We start from the raw sequence: 16,819 nt of genomic DNA on the forward strand, positions 1-16,819 counted from the left end.
GCGAGCAGGGTGGCTGCGAGCACGGCGGCCGTCCAGTCGATGACGAAAAGGCGTCCGTCGTCGTCGATCAGGTTGAGGGAGGTGCAGGTCGCCGTGGCAGATCACTCTGCGAATGCTTGACCAGCGGGCGACGCCGGCCGAGATCGCTCGCTTGATCAGCCCCAGCTGATCCGTTCCTCCAACAGCGCCTGCTGGGCCGGGTCGGCGGTCAGCTCCAGCGCCCGCTCATCGGCCCGGCGTGCCTCGTCGCGGCGCCCCAGCTCGCGCAGCGGCTCGGCCAGGATGGCGTGGAACAGGGGGTAGCGCTCCAGCCCCGGGCCGAGCACCTTCAGCTCCACCAGCGCGGCCTCCGCCCCTTGCACGTAGCGCACCGCGATCGCCCGATGCAGGCGGGCGACCGGCGACGGCGCCAGGTACAGCAGCATGTCGTACAGCATCACGATCTGCGGCCAGTCGGTGCCGGCGAAGGTCTTGGCCTCGGTGTGACAGGCCACGATCGCCGCCTGCACCTGATACGGCCCCGGCCGGTGGTAGGTGCGCGCGGTACGAGTCAGGAGCGCGGTCGCCTCCTCGATGGCCTGCCGATCCCACAGCGAACGGCATCACACGTGGTCGCTTGCCTTGGCGTCAGCCAGCGGGCGCGCCAGGCGCGCACCACCCCTGACTGAGATCATCCCGGAGCTGGAGGCCCCATTAGGCATGGTTGTACGGTGGCCGCCATGGATGCGTCGTATACCGCTGATGCTCGTGGGATCAGGCAGACCTATGTACCACGTCGAGGGCAGGCGGACACCGTCCAAGGCGAGCTGTTGCGTGCGGGTGGAGAAGCTTCGAGATGAGGCGCAGCGCAACGGCAACGTCAACTGGGACGAGCACTATGAACGTCTCCTGGCCTACCTGCACGCGACGCTCACCGGGTCGGGGCTATTCACCGAGGAGACCTTGGCGGAATTGGCCATGGACCTGGATCGCCTGGCGGACTTCGAACGCCCCCTCACAAATGACGCGCCTTTCGACCGCATCACGTACCGCGTCGTGGACTGGTGCCGCGCCCAGCCAGAGCCGGCTCGGCACGAGCAGGACCCACATCTGCAGCGATGAGCATGGCCTCGCCAGATCGGCGGCGATCAGCCACGTTTCCAGGGTCCTATTCGATGAGCGTCCACCCCTGGCTCTGGGCCCTGATCAACTCTCGGATGAGGCCACGTGTATTTGGGTCCCGTTCCGCGATCATTCGTAGGGCGCCAGTCGCCTGCCCTACTCGCTCGACGATCGCCGCGATGACATCGATCGTCTCTCCCTGCTGGCCGGTGTACGCCTCGAAGCCTGGCTCGGGCTGAAAACAGCCCCACCAATCGAGCAGAACGCAAAGAGCAGCCTGCCTCGGCGGCCCCGGATGCTTGACGATGATCTCCAATAACACGTCGGTTCCTGCGACGGCTGCCGGATAGAGCGTTCCTGCGTGATCGTTTCCTACGACTGATCGAACGCCGCCTCCTTGGTTCAGGTCATTACAAGTACACCTGAGCAAGTTGGCGAAGGCCTCCGCGACAGCTTCGGGCCGGTACCACCTCGGTCCTGGGATCGACGCCCAATCCACGGCTTGAGGATGCATGGGGCTAGCGTAGGTAATGCCCGATTTCAAAGCTTCTTGGCCGGGAAGGTAGACCTTCGCTATCAGCTTGGGAATTGTCGGGATCACGCCTCGTAGCGTGGCCGAGCTGGCCGTTGGGCCGTTCCTGAGTGACCGTGGTTGCCCCCTCATCACCCTGGCTAATGGCACGACGATCAAAGCTCTGAGTTGGGCTCGGCGGGGACCCGGCGGCGATGGTGCGAAGTCGTTCGATCTCGGCGAAGATCACTTGATCGCTGAGCACAGACCGGGCAGTGAGCCCTTGGGGCCCCGGTTCGCTGTGGTACTTGCGAAGAGAGAAGCAGAGGCCGGTTCGAAGGTTTGCTAGTTCCCGGCGGAGCGCGTCGCATTCGGTGATCAGCTCGTCTACGTCGTCCAAGGTGAAGAGTGTCTTGGAGAGACCTTCTATGGTCCAGCCGCGCTGGCCGGGTTCCCAGAAGATATCGATCTCGATGCCTTACGCGGAGATACCAACCCTCGGCGTTGACGTCGACCACGACGGGGGGTTTCGTCGGGCAGGCCGGTGAGGTAGTTGAGGAGTTGGCGGACGGTGAGCATAGGCGCAGGGTGGCACGGATTGCGCACCTGCGTACACCCGACCCGCCTGATCATCCTGTCTGCCGTCGTCCCGCCCGAAGGGGAAGCGGGCCGGGGCCACGGGGACAAGGTGGAGCGCCCCACCGGACGAACGACCTTGGCTCCGTGGCCCCGGCCCGCTCGGCGTAGCCCGGGACGATGGCGGGCGGGATGATCAGGCTTCTGCCTCAGCCACCTATGGACCCCGCCCTCCGCACCTCCGATCATCCTGGAGCCGGAGTGCCCCCGCCGGAGGCATGATCTTCACTAGTCGTCCTGAGCAGAGCCTGGTCGGGACGCTTGGATATTGAACGCGTCTTTCGTCGGAACCGTGCTGAATCACGAGCTGTAAGAAGCTCCGTGACCAGGGCCTTTGCCTCTACTTCGGTGATCTCCCAGTTGGTTCGCTCAGAGCTACGGGGTATGTAGTGAGGTTCCAACTGCGCCAATGCCTCAATCGCCACCTGCTGTGCCTCGATGAAGCGCTCCAAGCCGCGTTCGGCCAACTGGTTCGAAAGCTCTTGTGCTCGTTCGACATCGCCACCGAGTGCGTCCGGCGCGACGCTGACCGGACGGTATCGAACCACCTGAGCCGTGCGGATCGCTGCGATTGCGTTGTCGAATGCAGTCCTTCGGGCGCTCGCACGGCTGAGTCGCGCATTGACCCACGGAGCTAGGAAGCCCCCAAGCAGGGCGCCTAACAGTCCGAAAACAGGTGCGATCCATGTAGCGAGAGTGCTGCTTGTTCCCATAGACGCGAATTCTGACAGCGAGTCGCTGGCATCTGGGCTGAGCCTGAGATGACACGCGGCCCGCGCGTCGCGCGCGAGAACGGCCTCCAGGCCGCACGCGCAGCGTGCGGGCGTGCGCGGGCCGCGTGGCGGCGCGCAGCGCCGCCGCTTGACGAGCTCGGCGGAGTATCCCGCCGCACCTACTACCGCTGACGTGAGATCGGTAAGGCACCGGAGGGCATCCGCCTGCCCAACGGCGAACTCCGCATCTACCGCAGCGATCTCAACGCCTGGCTCGGATCCTCCGGAGCGCCGCATGACGACCTCGTACCGCCCGCGAACTCCGCACGGTCCTACGCAAGTGCCTTCTCTTGCCCGAGGACAAGCGGCCAGAGGTGCCACAGCAACATGCCGCTGCCGCCGCCTGGATGAAGGCAGCCTCCCTCGATCTGGCCGGCCTGGAGGAGGCCAAGACCGTAAGACTCGCTCTCCAAGCCCTGACGTTGTGCCTCGATGGCAAGGCGGCGGCCTCGACGACGATCGCCCGCAAGCGCGCCGTCTTCCACGCTCTCCTGGAGTACGCGGTGGAGCTGGAGGAGCTTTCGGCAAATCCGCTGCACAAGGTCAAGTGGAAGCCGCCCAAGACCACCGAGACCGTAGACCCGCGCGTCGTGGTGAACCCTCGGCAGGCACAAGAGCTGCTGACCGCGGTGACCTACGTAGGGCGACGAGGCAGGGGCCGGCGGCTGATGGACCGACAGCGGGGACGCCCACGAAGAACGCGGCCTCAAGCATCGAGGTAGACAGGATGTCCGCCCAGTGCCCATCCCGCCAGAGCTGGTCAAGATCCTCCGCGAGCACATCGCCGAGTACGGGACCGCCAAGGACGGACGCATCTTCCGCAGCGAACGGGGCGGCGTCGTCGCCTCCACCGCCTACACCGAGGTCTGGCAGGACACCCGCCTCCTGGCCTTCACACCCGCCCAGGTCGCCTCCCCGCTCGCCAAGCGCCCCTACGACCTCAGGCATGCGGCCGTCTCCCTCTGGCTCAATGCGGGTGTCTCAGCCCCGGATGTGGCCGAACGAGCGGGCCACGGCGTCGACGTTCTCCTGAGGGTCTACGCCAAGTGCATCGACGGCCAACAGGAGATCGCCAACAAGCGGATCAGCGACGCCCTAGCCGCATGACCACGTCCCAGCCGCACCCAGAGCCCCGGCCCACCACCGGGGCTCTTCTACTTGGCCGCGTATTGGCCGTAACCAACGGCCGACCTGCGGAAACGCGCTCAAGATCATTGCACGTATATTGGTGGACCAGCGACAACGGGCCGCTCAGAGCGGCATCTGGCTGCATACCCTTGAAACGCAGAAGAGGCCCCGAAGGGCCTCTGAGCTGCGCTTACTGCGTGTGGCAGGTGCAAGGTTCGAACTTGCGTAGGCTGAGCCGACGGTTTTACAGCGGACCGATGGTTCAGACGCCGGGTGCTCTACGACCTGCGGTTCTGCCGACCGCGGCACCGACAGTCCCGCACTTCATCCCGCGCATATCCCGGATCTTGAATCTCGGCCTTGTTCTGGTGTCCTAGGAGAGACTTGAACCGTTCGCCTACCTCCTGAGCCACCTTGAGGAGCCTTGGCTGGAGCTCGACCCATCGGTCTAGCAGACCACTTCTGGCGAGGCTTGCGCATCCCACCCTGCCTACATCGGGAATTGTTTAGAGTCACCGCATGCAGGTCGATCAGTATGTATATTTCGCGCTCAAGAGTGAGCATGTGTCCGCTGCGGAGATGGCGGCACGGCTCGGCCTTGAGCCTGACGTGGTCACGGTCCGAGGCAATAGAAGGCTGGAACCGCCGCACCCGGCCGTTCATATCTGGCAGGTCAACGGCCCACGGTCCTCAGAGCGGCCGGTGGATGACATGATCTTGGCCCTGGTCGGCCGGCTGGAACCCTACGCCAAGATGATCGGCGCGGTGGCCGAAGAACTTGATCGGCATGAACCTGGACACACGGCGACCCTTCAGGTGGTTCGATTCTTTGGCGATGAAGAGGACGGGGTCGCGGCCCCGGTGGTGCCGGCGCTTCCAAGCACCCCGGCGCGGCATCGGCCACTGGGATGGCATCTGGATCGGCGAGTCCTGGACTTCTTACAGATCACACGTGCCGAACTCGACGTCGATGAGTACGGAGACAACCTGTAGCAGAGCGTTGGGAATCGAGCCCGCGGTGGTCAACTTGGGAACTGCAAGAAGTCCCGGCTCACCGATCGCTCCCGGCCACTTACAGTCACCAACCGCAGGCGGACGATCGTAAGTGCAGTACCCACTATCGACAGTTTTACAGCTCGTGACCGTTCCTACCGCCTCAATGCTTCTGACCTGCTGTGCTGTCTTGTCAGAATGCCTCGACCCAGCAAGATCATTGCACGCATATTGCACGGCTCCCCGGACGCCACCGTGAGACCCTGGAACCTGTGGATCAACCCGCTGAGGCAGTCTTCCCAACAGACAAGCTAAGCGCGCTTCGCCTTGGCAGGACCCTCGTCGCCGAAGTCGAAGCGGGCCAGCCGCAGTATCGGGCATGGATCGAGATCCGCCCACTGCGAACCGAAGCCGACGATACCGCCCGACGAGAAGGCTGGACACGTAACGGCGAGAGGCGCGGCTTCCAACTGACACACTGCGAATACGTCATCGAGCATCTCGACAGCTGGGACTACGACATAGGACGCGACGAAATCAAACGCATCGTCGCCACCGACGAGGCTGACCTCCTGACCTTGCTCCAAGAGTGGGGTGTAGCACCCGAGCGGTTCGCCTATCCCTGGAACACGGACTTTCCGGCGTAGCTGGCGCCTTCGAGATGGAGCCTGCAGCCGTCGGATTAGAAGTGGATCGTCGTTCCTTGCTCCCATGGCGGTTTGACCTGCGGCAGATCTCTCGCTTCCACACGGCTGAGGGCGGATCATTCCGAGTATGTTCCGGATCTTGCCGGGATACACCTACGAGTAGAAGCCTCGCCCGTACTCCTTCCGAGACTTTCCGAAGGCATCCGGCCGGGCCTCACGGAGGGCCTCATAGCGCTCCGCGAACCTGTCGATAGCTTCGGGGATCGAATCGCCGAACTCCTGCCGCATGATCAACAAAGCCTGGATGATGCGTTCGTTGACGATGTGATCGTCTATGATCGTCCACAGATCTCCCACAAGAGCATTCTCTCGGACTATCAGCTTGGGAACTGCAAGGATCACAGCTCATCATGGCCCTGAGCTGGCCGGCTGGCCGGTCGTGAGTGACCGTGATTGCACCCTCGTCACCCTGTCTAATTGCACGCTAATGTACGACGATCAGCCAGCGACCTGGGGTTCTCGCGCGACGCGCGTACCTTTCCCGTCTGATCATCCCGGGCTCGCAGCTGGGTTCTAGGTGGGACGATCCTTCGGGGATTGGTAGCCGCTTCGACGTCAGAGCTGCTCGCGTTCCCAGGACGGCCCCGCGATGTTCGGCGGCGTAGTCACCCAGCCCTTGACGGAATGCCAAGTGGCGGGCCACTCATGAGGAGGACGCGCCAGGATCGCGCAGACCTCACGCGCCAGTTCGGTCGGGCTACGGCCGCGCCAGGGAGTGGCGACGAAGATCTGGTAGTCATCCTCGATCTCAAGCCAGACGTCGAACAGATCAGGACCTCGGGGGACGGCTCTCTTGGCGCTGAGGCCGTAAGTCAGCAGTCGGTCATGGTCAATGCTCGTCAGGACCAGCCGCCCCGCGGTGCGCATCGGGGTCTCCCACGAATGATCCGCGGCGACCCGCGCGACCTCCAGCTCGTACTGAGTGGCCGAGAAGCAGGCGCCTCGGTCCGCGGGCACCTCTCTCGACCATTCCCAGCGCACCAGGTCCCCATCACGGGTGATGGTGACGTCCGTGCCCCCGCAGTCGTAGACGCCGCATGCGCCGCAGCGAGCGATCGCGACAGTGTGCGGCCGGGAATCGGCCAGCAGTCGATCGGCCGGGACCAGGACGTCGTACGGATCCATCCCCAGCCCCGCCCCGGCGGAGGTCATCTCCGCTCCGTTGACGTAGACCTGCAGTTGGAATGATTCGCTGCCTGGCCTGCTGGACGCGGGCGCGACCGCCAAACGGAGAAGGTCGACGCCCAGTTCTCCGCCGTTCCCGTTCACACCACTCATGATCCACCATCACGACGGCCTGACCGCCCGCTTTCAGCGATAACCCTGTGGGGACGTGCAAGCCTGATCATCTACCAGCGATCCGCCTGGGCTCGGGCCACGCAGAGAGACACACGTAATCCGGTGGGCCGGGGCTGAGGAACGAAGCCCCGGACCTTCGATCGCCCCCAACCATGTCCGGCGAACAGCCATGCAGTGGCGATCGTAGGGCTGCATCTGTGCGGTGGCGCGGCAACCCCGGTCGGAGCGTTCGGTCCGTACGGTGGGGCGGCGTGCGGTGGCCGGCCCGGTATCCCGCCGCCGTCCGGGACCGGCCCCCAGGCCGCACGCCCGGACGGCGGGCGGGCGGAGGGCCGGGAGTACGGCGGCGCGCCGCGCCGCCGCCTTGATCCCTATAAGCAGAATTCGGCAAAGGAGCACGAACGATACAACGAACAGCCGCCTGAAATCGATTGAAAACCAGACGGCACGGAGTGCCACAAGGCTCGAGGATCCGAATCGGCCCAACAACATAATCTCTCGCCTCTGAATGCGGATCTGACAGTTAGAGCGCACTAACTAACCATTGGCGGATCCTCCGACGTAAGCACTGCAGCCGCAAAAAGCTTTCGGAGCTTCCTAACGAGAGGATGTTCAGATCCGAGCATCCTCGTCTCTATCTCCAAAACCTCCGCATACTCCTCTTGAGCTTCGGCGTAACGTCCCTGTTTTATTACCACACGCGCTATATCCCAGCGAGTAGCCAACGTGTCAGGGTGATCGTCACTAAGGACCCGCCCCTGGACATCCAGGACCGCGCGAAACTCTCCCTCAGCCTCGGAATACCGCTTCCGCAACTCAAGCACTTTTGCCATATTGCACCGCGTATCTAAGGTGTCAGGATGCTCGATACCAAGAAACCTTTCTTGGATCTCTAGGACAGCACGAAACTCCTCCTCAGATTCGTCATACCGTCGCAGCTTCGACATCACTCTTGCTATATCGCAGCGCGTAGTTAACGTGTCGGGGTGCTCAGTATCAAGGACGCCTTCCTGGGCATCCAGAGCCGCGCGAAGCTCCTCCTCGGCCTCGGCGTACCGTCCCTGCGATTCGAGCACTCTCGCAACATTGCACCGCGTATTCAAGGTGTCAGGATGCTCGATACCAAGAAACCTTTCTTGGATCTCTAGGACAGCACGAAACTCCTCCTCGGACTCGACACGCCGTCCCCGCTTCGACATAACTCGCCCGACGCCAGAGCGGGTAATTAGGGTGTCAAAGTGCTCAACGCCGAGGATACGTTCTTGCATATCTAGGATGGCTTGCAGCTCTTCCGCAGCTTCCGCATACCGCTCCTGAAGCTCGATCGTCATCGCTATTTCATAACGTGTGGTTAACGTATCAAAATGCTCTGAGCCAAGCACGCGATTTTGCATCTCGAAAACGGCTTTATATTTCTCCTCCGCCTCGACATATCGCCCTTGCCGATAGGTCAGTCTCGCTATATCGCAACGGACGCTCAGGGTGTTAGGATGCTCTACACCCAGAACTCGTTCTCGGGCCTCAAGAACTTTCTGAAACTGATCATAACTTTGATGATATCTATGCTGCCTGGCCGCTGTTAGCGCTATAGCGTGTACTGTCGTCAATGTGTCCGGATGCTCAGAACCCAGCACTCGTTCCCGCGATTCAAGAACCTGCCGGAACTGTTCTTCAGCCTCGTTATGCCGCCGCTGCCCCCCCAACATCCGCGCGACTTCATGCCAAGTTCTAAGCGTGAACGGATGTTCAGCGCCCAATACTCGCGCCTGTATCTCAAGGACAGCCCGGTACTCCTGCTCAGCCTCAGAATAGCGCCTTTGCCCTGCCACGGTAACGGCTAACGCATGCCGGCTGGTTAGCGTGTCGGGATGCTCAGCTCCTAATACACGCTCCCGAATTTCCCGAACTGTACGAAACAAATCTTCGGCCTCACTGTGGCGTCTTTGGCCAGCCACAGCAACCGCTATTGCATGCCCAGTGGTCAACGTATCGGGGTGCTCAGCCCCTTGCACCTCGGACTGCTTCGCAAATATGGCACGAAACTCATGTTCAGTTTCGGCATACCGTCCCTGCAACGCTATCGCAACTGCAAGATTGCGGCGCGTTTCTAGCGTATCAGGATGCCCTACCCCTAAGATTTTTTCACGAGACCGAAGAATGACACGGTGTTGATTCTCCGCTTGGCGATAAAGTCCTTGAGCATTCGCTACGCGTGCGGCCAGATGAGCCACTTCAGCAAGGGAACGTATCGCTGTAGTCGACGGGCCCGGTTCAACAGGCAAGGCGTGGAACAACGACCATATATGCGGCATCATGGACTGCCATAGGCGCCAGGTTGCAGGATCTTCTGGCCCTTTGTCTGCGAAATGGCTCGGAAGGTTCGCTAGAAGTTGCGCTAATACGATCTGATACTTGTCATACTCTACTCTGTCACCCTGCCGACCAGTGACTCGCACCAGCGGATGCAGGCTTAGCGTCGCAGGATCAGACGATATATCTAGGTCAAGCAGGCCGAAATTGGCCAACTCGGTCAAGGATTGCCAAATTTGCACACCAGTGATTCCGGTAAATGCTGGCAAGTCCTTCATAACGGACGGAAATAGAACTAATTCATAAGGTATAGGCGCATCCTCCATAGTTGACAGAAGTCGCAATAGGGCGCGAGCATAGCTGGTGCCATTCGTTTCAATATAATCTAGAGAATGCTCCCAAGGCCAACGGATTATTTCTTGGGACTCTTCTTCTGAAAGACCCTCACTCGACGCAATGCTCGCCATCTCTGCATGGCCCACAACAAGCGCATCAAGATAATCCTTGAAAGAGCGCGGTGGGGGAGTCTCCGTGGATTGCGATGCGAAGACAGCTGGAATAGCTCTAATTCTTGCTAGATAAGATCCAACGAGACGCAACCCCAATGGCAAGAACCCCAATTGGGCAGCTAATGCTAAAGCTTCAGAACGAGTTCCCGCCTCTACGCCCGCATAGTCGATTAGCACCTGAGCGGCATCATCGGCGTCTAGTGGTGCTATAGCATGCAGCCGAACCCAAGCGCCCCAAGTACTACGCCGCCCATCTCGGCTGGTCACGAGCACCATGCCCGCGACCCCACGAAGCGGCCGAATCCAACCAGTACCCTCGGCCACTCTCCTGCCAGCCAATTTCAGCATAGCTAGATCGTCAGCATTATCTACTATTAGCAGCCATGGTGACTCTCGAGTGGTAAGCCGCGACCAGAGTAGATCCGCGATATCGGCCCGGCTCAGATCATGAGCAGGCACTCCTACTCGATACGCAAGAGCCTGCATACCTGCGCTGAACTGCACTTTGTCGGCGGCCGTCAGCCACCATACCTCTACATCACGCTCCTGCATCCTGTAGGCAAATTCCAGCGCCACCCGACTCTTACCAATGCCACCCAACCCATGCAACACATGCACCCTTGGTGCTTCGGAAAATGCCTCCCAACTATCCTCTAAGGTAGTCAATAGCAAATCACGCCCTCGCAGTCGGCGCTCCTCGCTCCGCTGACCCAACGGAGGATGTAGCGAGATCGCTGCTTGGGCAGAGCCGTGGCCTGGCATACCAAAGTTGATAATTTGCACGCCTTGGCCCTGTACTGCTTGCTGCGCGTGATCGAGGGCCTCGGCATGCATATCCCATGAACTTGGGACTGACCCTTCAGAGTCGGACCCTTCCTTCATTGCGGCGAATTGAAGGTATTGGTCTGTACACCCTGCCCTTGTACAGCCTGCTGCGCCTGCCCAAAGGCAACCGCGTTGAGCTGAGTCTGCCCGGCCGACATTACCTGATGGCCTGCTTGCGCTACTAGTGCCTGAACTGCCGAAACTAGTTCCTCATCTACACGTAGCGCCTTACCAATCTGCACACGCAGGGCTGCCTGCAGATCAGCATTTTCCGGATCAGTGGCCAAATCGCGAACCGCTTCAGGCGCATCTGCTTCGCTCTCGGCTGTACCAAATATCCTTTGAAGAATCCGGCGTCCCCACCCTACTGTCGCATCGGCCGCCTCGTCATTGGCTCTGGCCAACACCGCTGCCCCATACGTATTAACGGCTGCGACTACGTACGGCGATACCTGTGCCACCAGTTCGGATAGGTCTGCGCTCACCTACGAGCCTCCTTGCCCGGTTGCGACTTGACAGCTACGCGGTCATGTTGCCTACGCATCTGAATCTAGCTCGCCGGCGCACGCGAGAACACCTAAACATTCCAATTACGCCTGTGATTACGGACGTGTGGCTGGGTGGCTGTTGAGTCTCAGCTTGTCTGTGGGCGCTCGACACGTGCTCCAATGGAGCGACGTGCCTGAACCCTGTAGTGAGGGTTTTCCAACCTGAAGCAGCAGGTCAGAGGGCCTGATGACAGCAACATGTTGATCGAGAAACAAAGAAGACCCTGCTAGGGGGTTGTCGACCAAGATCAACACGTCCTCCAGGGGATTCGAACTGCTGTTCTGTGTGCTGCGCTGTCGTTGTCATCTCGAACGCTGTTCATGCACCGTGCGATGTGACCGTCTAGCTGGAATGCATGTACCTCGGAATAGCAAGGCGGTAGCTTCACGGTGTGGCTGATGACGCTGAGCTGACGCGCTGGGTCGTGCATGGGGAACGGCTGATCTACGACAACCGGTGGATTCGGCTGGGCCTGGCCGACGTGGAGATCCCGGGTGGGGAGCGGTTTGAACATCATGTAATCCATATGGACCGGGCGGCGATCGCGGTCGTGCTGGATGAGCAGGATCGGGTCTTGCTGATGTGGCGGCATCGGTTCGTGTTCGATCGGTGGGGGTGGGAGCTTCCTGGCGGGCTGGTCGAAGCCGGCGAGGATCCGATGGTGACCGCTGCCCGGGAGGTGGAGGAGGAGACCGGGTACCGGCCCAAGAACGTCGAGCGCCTGGTGAGCTACCAGCCGATGGCTGGCATGGTGGATGCCGAGCACCTGCTCTACGTGGCGCGCGGGGCCGAGCTGGTGGGCACGCCTGAAGGCGAGGTGGAAGCCGACCGGATCGAGTGGGTTCCCATGGCGGAGGTTCCCAGCATGATTGCCGGCGGGGACATCTGGACGTCCGGGACATTGATCGGGTTGCTTCAGGCTCAGGTGTGGCTCAACGGCCGAGCGCGCGGTTGACGGCTTTCGACAGTTCGTCGATGCGGCGGCGCTGTCTGCGACTGCCGGTCATGGTGGCCAGTTGCTGAGCGCGTTGGATGTGGGGTTGGGCGGCTTCGGGGTCGCCGACGGCCAGGAGGGCATGGCCGAGGTCGCAGCGGACGCCGGATTCGGCTCTGTTGTAGGTGCCGTCCATACCGGCGAGGGCCGACCGGAGGTCTTCGGCGGTGTCTGGGTCGCCGAAACGTACGAGACAGTTGCCGCGCCAGCGGGCTATGTGGTGGGCGTTGATGGACAGGTACGGCATTTCCGCATCGCCGTCCCCTTCGGGAAGGAGGGCGGCGGCCTGGTCGAGAGCCGCGCGGCAGGTGGTCTCGTCGCCGAGGATGGCGGTGGCTTCTGCTTCGGCTGCTGAGAGCCAGGTGCGGAGGCGAGCCGGCAAGTGGCCGCCGTGCTGCTCGTGAACATGCTGCAGGAGTTCGGTGGCTTCGGCGGGGCGGCCGAGCTCCATGAGGACGTACGCCTGTTCGCCAGAGACGTAGGCCAGCAGGGCCACGTCGTCAGCCTCATATGCGGCGGCCTTGGCGCGCTCGTAGTGCGTCCAGGCGTCGTTCAGGGCCAGGGTGTTGATGGCCTGCCATCCCGCGAGTGAGGCGGTTTCGGCGAGTAGGTGCGCCAGGTCGGCGCGTAGGCCAGGGCGGATGGCGTGGCGGTGGGCGCGCTGGATCTGGGCCATCTGGGCGTGCATCTTGTCGGCGATGGCAGGACCTCCGAGACGGCGGTCCAGCAAGCGCAGGTTGTTCGTGTCAGTGCGAAGGATCATGACCGTGGTGGGGTCGACTGCTGCGGCGGCGTCCAGGCGGCTGATTAGTTCGGTGGTTTGTTCCTCGTGTTCGTCGTCGTGGTCGCCAGTAGGTGAGGCGATGTCGAGCGGGGCCAGGCCGAGGAGCATGCGGGCGTGATCGGGCAGGCGTAGGCCAGAGGCGATGCGCTCGATGACGGCGAGTTCTTTGATCGTTCCGTTGCCACGGAGGATGGCGTTGACGCGGGGCTGACCGAGGCCGGTGGCGGTGCCGATGCGGACCTGACTCGCGCCGTATTTGACCGCAAGACCGAAAAGTCCGGCAATGTCGCGCTCTCTGAGAATTTCCCGGGTCTGTTCCTGTTCCCAGACAACGGCGGGTAGCTCAATTGGGTCGAACGCGCCATTCTGCATTGCTGACCTCCGGCTTTGTCAATGTCCGGATGATGCATTGCCGTGTGGCGGAGCCTATATCCCATCGTCGTATACCAGCGCGGGATAGGTAAGAAAAGTATCGGCAACCATGCTGTCCAGCATGACAACGCCAGTCAGATGCACAGAGTGCGAGGGACGGGGCTGGAAGATCGTCACCCGGCGCGGCCACGTGGCGGCTTCGGGGCTGGGTCTGGCGGCATCCGCCCAAGAGGACTGCCTGCACTGCCCGGGGCCGGCCGAGACGCCTCAGGAGCGGTTCGAGTGGGAAGTCCGCATCACCTCGGAGCAGGGTGAGGCCCTGGGACCGTGCGGGTCCTCTGCCTTCCAGGCCACCGCGATGGACGAGTTGCGCAAGGCAATGCGGGGCATGCCGGGTGACGCCTCTATTCGAGGCAACATCGTGCGCAAGGTCTTCGACTTCGGCGCGGGTGCGGATGGCTGGTCAAGCCGTCATATCTTCCGGGCATATCTTGACCCAGCGGGTTCCGTACTATTTGAGCGGGTCGCCAAATGATCGCCCCCATGATGATCGGTACAGATCCCTGCCGGTCGGCCGAGCTCCTGCAAGAGGCATTGCGTCACGACGGAATAAAGGCCGATGTCCACGACGGTTATGGGCTGGCGTTGGTTTCGGTCTGGGTGGGCCTGATCGTATGGTGCGACGGTGGGCGCTTTTGGTGGCGTACCGGGTGGAATGCCGGTCGTCGACGCGTCATTTATGCCTGGCATCCGGCGACTGATCCATTTCGGGCGGCTCGCCGCATCGCTATGCGGTACGAGGAATTGCGCAACCAGCAATGCACTGAGGTGGGCCGACACGAGGCGCCCTCTGCGGAGCCTCAATGAACACGTGGGAGCGTGTTGGGAGCCGCGCAACGATCGTGACCATGGAGCACAGCCCCGCCTCCACGCGGGCCTACCGATCTATGTTGATCGGGCGCGAAGGGCGGGTGGTGGCGGTGCTGCGCGAGGGCAACGTCGCTCTCCTGAAGCTCGACGGCGAGTGGTACGACCTTCCGGAAGGTGCGCAGCGTTGGGCTGTCGCGTGGGATGACCTTGCGATTCATGAACCGACGGGCGAGTCTGAGGTCGCTGTCCAGACGTACGTGGCTGGCTTCACGAGAGAGGGCCGCGTCCTGAAGCAGCACGCCGTCGTGCCTGGAACGAAGCTCGCCATTTGTTCTTCGCCGGTCAAGCCGCTGCCCTTCTGCGGTTGGTCGCTGACCTTCTCCCCCGCTGCCCCTCAGGCGTGCGCGGAGTGCCTCACGCTCCTCGATGCCCTTGATCGAGACGGCAGTAAGGTCACTATGCCCGCACCCTGATGGGGCCTGACAAGCACATCCTTAGCCGGTACTGTGCTTGTGCGCATGAGTGCAAGAGCGAACGGGCGGTTGAGATGAGCATGGACTTCGCCCCACCGAAATACGCCCAGGTGATGCGGGCTATTCAAGAGCGTATCGAGTCGGGCGAGTACGCCCCGGGCGACATGCTGCCGTCCGAAACACAGCTCGTGCGCGAATTGGGCGTTGGCCGAACCACGGTAGTGCGTGCCCTTCAGACGTTGGCCATGCAAGGTTGGATCGAGCGCGAACACGGGCGCGGCTCCTTTGTGAAGGGTCGTCCGGAGAGCGCGGCCGAGCGGGTACGGCCCAGCCAGATGACTACCGAACAGGGCGAGAGCGCCGATGCGGTGGTGGAAGCCGGGCGCGTTCCAGCCCCACGGCATGTAGCGCGTCTGCTGGGGGTTGCCGAGCAAACCCCAGTGATCATGCGTAAGCGGGTGGCTCGACAGGCGGACGTGATCTCGGCCGTGGAGACGGTCTGGGTGCCGCTGGAGCATGCCATCGGCACCGACCTGGACAAGCCCGAACCCTTGCGGCGCGGCATCCGCCAGCACCTCCAGGCCGTCAAGCACCTGCGCTTCGACCACATCACTGAGCGAGTCAGTGCGCGTACGCCCACTCAGGAGGAAGCCGAGCTGCTCGGGTCATCCAACCCGGTCCTCGGCGTGCTGGCCACCGTGCATGACCCGGCCGGCGACGTGCTGATGGTGGCGAGCCTGGCCCTGCCCGGGAGCCTGCACGAGCTCGAAGATGTCTTCAAGGTGAGCTAACTCTTACCCGCCACTTACCAGTCATCCACTTGTGCGGACGAGTTGCAGTCACTTACTCTCAACTCATGCGGACAAGTGGACGAGCGAACGAAGGGCTCTCCACCGCTATCGAGAGGAACAGCATGGCAATCCAGGGACCCATCCCCGTCACGTACAACATGGTCTTCCCGCACGGCTGCTACATCGTCGGCGAGGTCGAGCCCGTCAAGGACTTCGACGCCTCGTCCAACGGCCGGTTCGTGCAGGCCCGCGACAAGCAGACCGCAGAGCTGGTCTGGCAGGTCGCGGTCATGGACGGTGACCCGACCCTCAAGCCCGCCCAGAAGACGGTGGCGGTCAAGATCCTGGCCCCGGTCCAGCCGGTGCCGCCCTCCCCGATGCCGGGCCTGCCGTTCACGCCGGTCGAGTTCGACGGCATCACGATCACGCCGTACGTCAACGCCGCCGGACGGCTCGCGTACTCGATCAAGGTCCGCGAGATGCACGCACCCCGCCAGACCACCCAACCCGCCCAGAGCAAGGCTTCGGCCGGAAAGGACGCCTCCTAAATGACCCGTCGCCGTACCCCGCGCAACAGCGTGATCCGGCTGACCACCGGGCACGCCGCCCGCACCCTCAATCACCCGTACGCCCGCCGTGAGCCCGTCTTGGCGCTCGACTTCGGTGCCACCTCCGTCCTGGTCACCACCAGCGGACCCGTGACCGTGGAGGACCTGGAGTTCGCGCGCCAGCTCGCCCGCGAGGCCCACCGCTTCGCCCGCTCCCTGGAGCGCAGCTTCTACGGGCTGCCCGACGGCAAGGGGGTCGCGGCATGAGTCTCGGCCCGTACACCTACGTCACGCTGTCCGTGCGCCCGGAGTCCACGCCGCACGTCGGCGTCTCCTTCCACACGCCCGACCTCAAGGTTCGCGCCGGACTCCTGCTCAGCAGCCCGCGGCCGTACCTGGAGTTCAACTCTCACGAGGCCGACGTGCACATCTCCACCACCGGAGCCGGGCCGGTCACCGACACCGACCTGACCGTCGCCCGAGAGATCTTCAACGCTGCCGCTCGCTACCTGGCCGAATGCGAGCAGCTACACGCCGAACAGTCGGCCACCACCAAGGACGCCACCGACCCGGCGGCCTGACATGAGGCGGGGCCGCTGGAAGCGGCAACTTCCGGCGGCCCCTCGGTTCTCCCCTGACTTCCACA

The 16,819-nt window shown here is 62.6% G+C and carries 19 protein-coding genes; 12 read left to right on the plus strand and 7 right to left on the minus strand.

The features are described 5' to 3' along the window. Positions 1-155: 155 nt before the first annotated feature. Complete coding sequence (locus ACWDRB_RS40075; RefSeq protein ID WP_449902824.1) at positions 156-494, minus strand: hypothetical protein; 339 nt, start codon at positions 492-494, stop codon at positions 156-158. Positions 495-813: 319 nt separating this feature from the next. On the opposite strand from ACWDRB_RS40075, the gene ACWDRB_RS40080 reads away from it, so the two are divergent. Continuing rightward, positions 814-1,101: a hypothetical protein gene (locus ACWDRB_RS40080; protein WP_449902826.1), complete on the plus strand. Its 288-nt coding sequence runs from the start codon at positions 814-816 to the stop codon at positions 1,099-1,101. 46 nt (positions 1,102-1,147) lie between these two features. On the opposite strand, the gene ACWDRB_RS40085 is transcribed toward ACWDRB_RS40080, so the two are convergent. Further along, positions 1,148-1,702 (minus strand): hypothetical protein, encoded by a 555-nt coding sequence (locus ACWDRB_RS40085; RefSeq protein ID WP_449902828.1) that lies wholly within the window; start codon positions 1,700-1,702, stop codon positions 1,148-1,150. A 1,666-nt stretch (positions 1,703-3,368) separates the two neighbouring features. On the opposite strand from ACWDRB_RS40085, the gene ACWDRB_RS40090 reads away from it, so the two are divergent. From ACWDRB_RS40090 to ACWDRB_RS40105, 4 genes are all read left to right on the plus strand, one after another. Continuing rightward, a complete protein-coding gene (locus ACWDRB_RS40090; protein WP_449902831.1) occupies positions 3,369-3,743 on the plus strand; it encodes a hypothetical protein in 375 nt (124 codons plus the stop codon). 16 nt (positions 3,744-3,759) lie between these two features. Beyond that, positions 3,760-4,128 (plus strand): hypothetical protein, encoded by a 369-nt coding sequence (locus ACWDRB_RS40095; protein ID WP_449902833.1) that lies wholly within the window; start codon positions 3,760-3,762, stop codon positions 4,126-4,128. A 540-nt stretch (positions 4,129-4,668) separates the two neighbouring features. Next, positions 4,669-5,142 (plus strand): DUF4279 domain-containing protein, encoded by a 474-nt coding sequence (locus tag ACWDRB_RS40100; RefSeq protein WP_449902836.1) that lies wholly within the window; start codon positions 4,669-4,671, stop codon positions 5,140-5,142. 272 nt (positions 5,143-5,414) lie between these two features. Then, a complete protein-coding gene (locus ACWDRB_RS40105) occupies positions 5,415-5,789 on the plus strand; it encodes a hypothetical protein (protein WP_449902838.1) in 375 nt (124 codons plus the stop codon). A gap of 153 nt (positions 5,790-5,942) precedes the next feature. Here the strand turns inward: ACWDRB_RS40105 and ACWDRB_RS40110 are convergent, their stop codons facing one another. The 4 genes from ACWDRB_RS40110 to ACWDRB_RS40125 form a co-directional block, all read right to left on the minus strand. Further along, the gene (locus ACWDRB_RS40110; protein WP_449902840.1) at positions 5,943-6,191 is read right to left on the minus strand and encodes a hypothetical protein; all 249 of its coding nucleotides are present in this window, start codon (positions 6,189-6,191) and stop codon (positions 5,943-5,945) included. Positions 6,192-6,404: 213 nt separating this feature from the next. Then, entirely contained in the window at positions 6,405-7,127 is a 723-nt protein-coding gene (locus tag ACWDRB_RS40115; RefSeq protein ID WP_449902842.1) for a hypothetical protein, read from the minus strand. Between the two features lie 554 nt (positions 7,128-7,681). Further along, positions 7,682-10,801, minus strand: coding sequence for a tetratricopeptide repeat protein (locus tag ACWDRB_RS40120; protein WP_449902845.1), 3,120 nt, complete (start codon positions 10,799-10,801; stop codon positions 7,682-7,684). A 44-nt stretch (positions 10,802-10,845) separates the two neighbouring features. Continuing rightward, entirely contained in the window at positions 10,846-11,277 is a 432-nt protein-coding gene (locus tag ACWDRB_RS40125) for a hypothetical protein (RefSeq protein WP_449902847.1), read from the minus strand. 455 nt (positions 11,278-11,732) lie between these two features. Between ACWDRB_RS40125 and ACWDRB_RS40130 the strand changes: the two genes are divergently transcribed. After that, the gene (locus ACWDRB_RS40130) at positions 11,733-12,296 is read left to right on the plus strand and encodes an NUDIX hydrolase (RefSeq protein WP_449902849.1); all 564 of its coding nucleotides are present in this window, start codon (positions 11,733-11,735) and stop codon (positions 12,294-12,296) included. Here the strand turns inward: ACWDRB_RS40130 and ACWDRB_RS40135 are convergent. Further along, the gene (locus tag ACWDRB_RS40135) at positions 12,274-13,491 is read right to left on the minus strand and encodes an XRE family transcriptional regulator (protein WP_449902851.1); all 1,218 of its coding nucleotides are present in this window, start codon (positions 13,489-13,491) and stop codon (positions 12,274-12,276) included. The two genes, ACWDRB_RS40130 and ACWDRB_RS40135, sit on opposite strands and share 23 nt — an antisense overlap. 121 nt (positions 13,492-13,612) lie before the next feature. Here ACWDRB_RS40135 and ACWDRB_RS40140 point away from each other — a divergent pair, with 121 nt between their 5' ends. The 6 genes from ACWDRB_RS40140 (at position 13,613) to ACWDRB_RS40165 (ending at position 16,754) form a co-directional block, all read left to right on the plus strand. Continuing rightward, positions 13,613-14,026: a hypothetical protein gene (locus tag ACWDRB_RS40140; RefSeq protein WP_449902853.1), complete on the plus strand. Its 414-nt coding sequence runs from the start codon at positions 13,613-13,615 to the stop codon at positions 14,024-14,026. A 328-nt stretch (positions 14,027-14,354) separates the two neighbouring features. Continuing rightward, on the plus strand, positions 14,355-14,834 hold the full coding sequence (locus ACWDRB_RS40145) for a hypothetical protein (protein WP_449902855.1): 480 nt from the start codon (positions 14,355-14,357) through the stop codon (positions 14,832-14,834). A gap of 74 nt (positions 14,835-14,908) precedes the next feature. Continuing rightward, positions 14,909-15,625: a GntR family transcriptional regulator gene (locus ACWDRB_RS40150; protein WP_449902857.1), complete on the plus strand. Its 717-nt coding sequence runs from the start codon at positions 14,909-14,911 to the stop codon at positions 15,623-15,625. Between the two features lie 122 nt (positions 15,626-15,747). After that, positions 15,748-16,173: a plasmid replication, integration and excision activator gene (locus ACWDRB_RS40155; RefSeq protein WP_449902859.1), complete on the plus strand. Its 426-nt coding sequence runs from the start codon at positions 15,748-15,750 to the stop codon at positions 16,171-16,173. Continuing rightward, positions 16,174-16,440, plus strand: a complete 267-nt coding sequence (locus ACWDRB_RS40160) for a hypothetical protein (RefSeq protein ID WP_363981294.1) — start codon at positions 16,174-16,176, stop codon at positions 16,438-16,440. Then, positions 16,437-16,754, plus strand: a complete 318-nt coding sequence (locus tag ACWDRB_RS40165; RefSeq protein ID WP_449902861.1) for a hypothetical protein — start codon at positions 16,437-16,439, stop codon at positions 16,752-16,754. Before ACWDRB_RS40160 ends, ACWDRB_RS40165 begins: the two co-directional genes overlap by 4 nt. The last annotated feature ends 65 nt before the right edge of the window (positions 16,755-16,819 follow it).

The sequence above is a fragment of the Nonomuraea sp. NPDC003707 genome (assembly GCF_053587055.1).

Bases quoted from the DNA above. Each gene is read 5' to 3' on its own strand.
- ACWDRB_RS40160 (WP_363981294.1), top strand. From the start codon at position 16,174: ATGACCCGTCGCCGTACCCCGCGCAACAGCGTGATCCGGCTGACCACC.
- ACWDRB_RS40115 (WP_449902842.1), bottom strand. From the start codon at position 7,127: ATGAGTGGTGTGAACGGGAACGGCGGAGAACTGGGCGTCGACCTTCTC.
- ACWDRB_RS40145 (WP_449902855.1), top strand. From the start codon at position 14,355: ATGAACACGTGGGAGCGTGTTGGGAGCCGCGCAACGATCGTGACCATG.
- ACWDRB_RS40090 (WP_449902831.1), top strand. From the start codon at position 3,369: ATGAAGGCAGCCTCCCTCGATCTGGCCGGCCTGGAGGAGGCCAAGACC.
- ACWDRB_RS40165 (WP_449902861.1), top strand. From the start codon at position 16,437: ATGAGTCTCGGCCCGTACACCTACGTCACGCTGTCCGTGCGCCCGGAG.
- ACWDRB_RS40135 (WP_449902851.1), bottom strand. From the start codon at position 13,491: ATGCAGAATGGCGCGTTCGACCCAATTGAGCTACCCGCCGTTGTCTGG.
- ACWDRB_RS40140 (WP_449902853.1), top strand. From the start codon at position 13,613: ATGACAACGCCAGTCAGATGCACAGAGTGCGAGGGACGGGGCTGGAAG.
- ACWDRB_RS40100 (WP_449902836.1), top strand. From the start codon at position 4,669: ATGCAGGTCGATCAGTATGTATATTTCGCGCTCAAGAGTGAGCATGTG.
- ACWDRB_RS40155 (WP_449902859.1), top strand. From the start codon at position 15,748: ATGGCAATCCAGGGACCCATCCCCGTCACGTACAACATGGTCTTCCCG.
- ACWDRB_RS40120 (WP_449902845.1), bottom strand. From the start codon at position 10,801: ATGCATGCCGAGGCCCTCGATCACGCGCAGCAAGCAGTACAGGGCCAA.
- ACWDRB_RS40150 (WP_449902857.1), top strand. From the start codon at position 14,909: ATGAGCATGGACTTCGCCCCACCGAAATACGCCCAGGTGATGCGGGCT.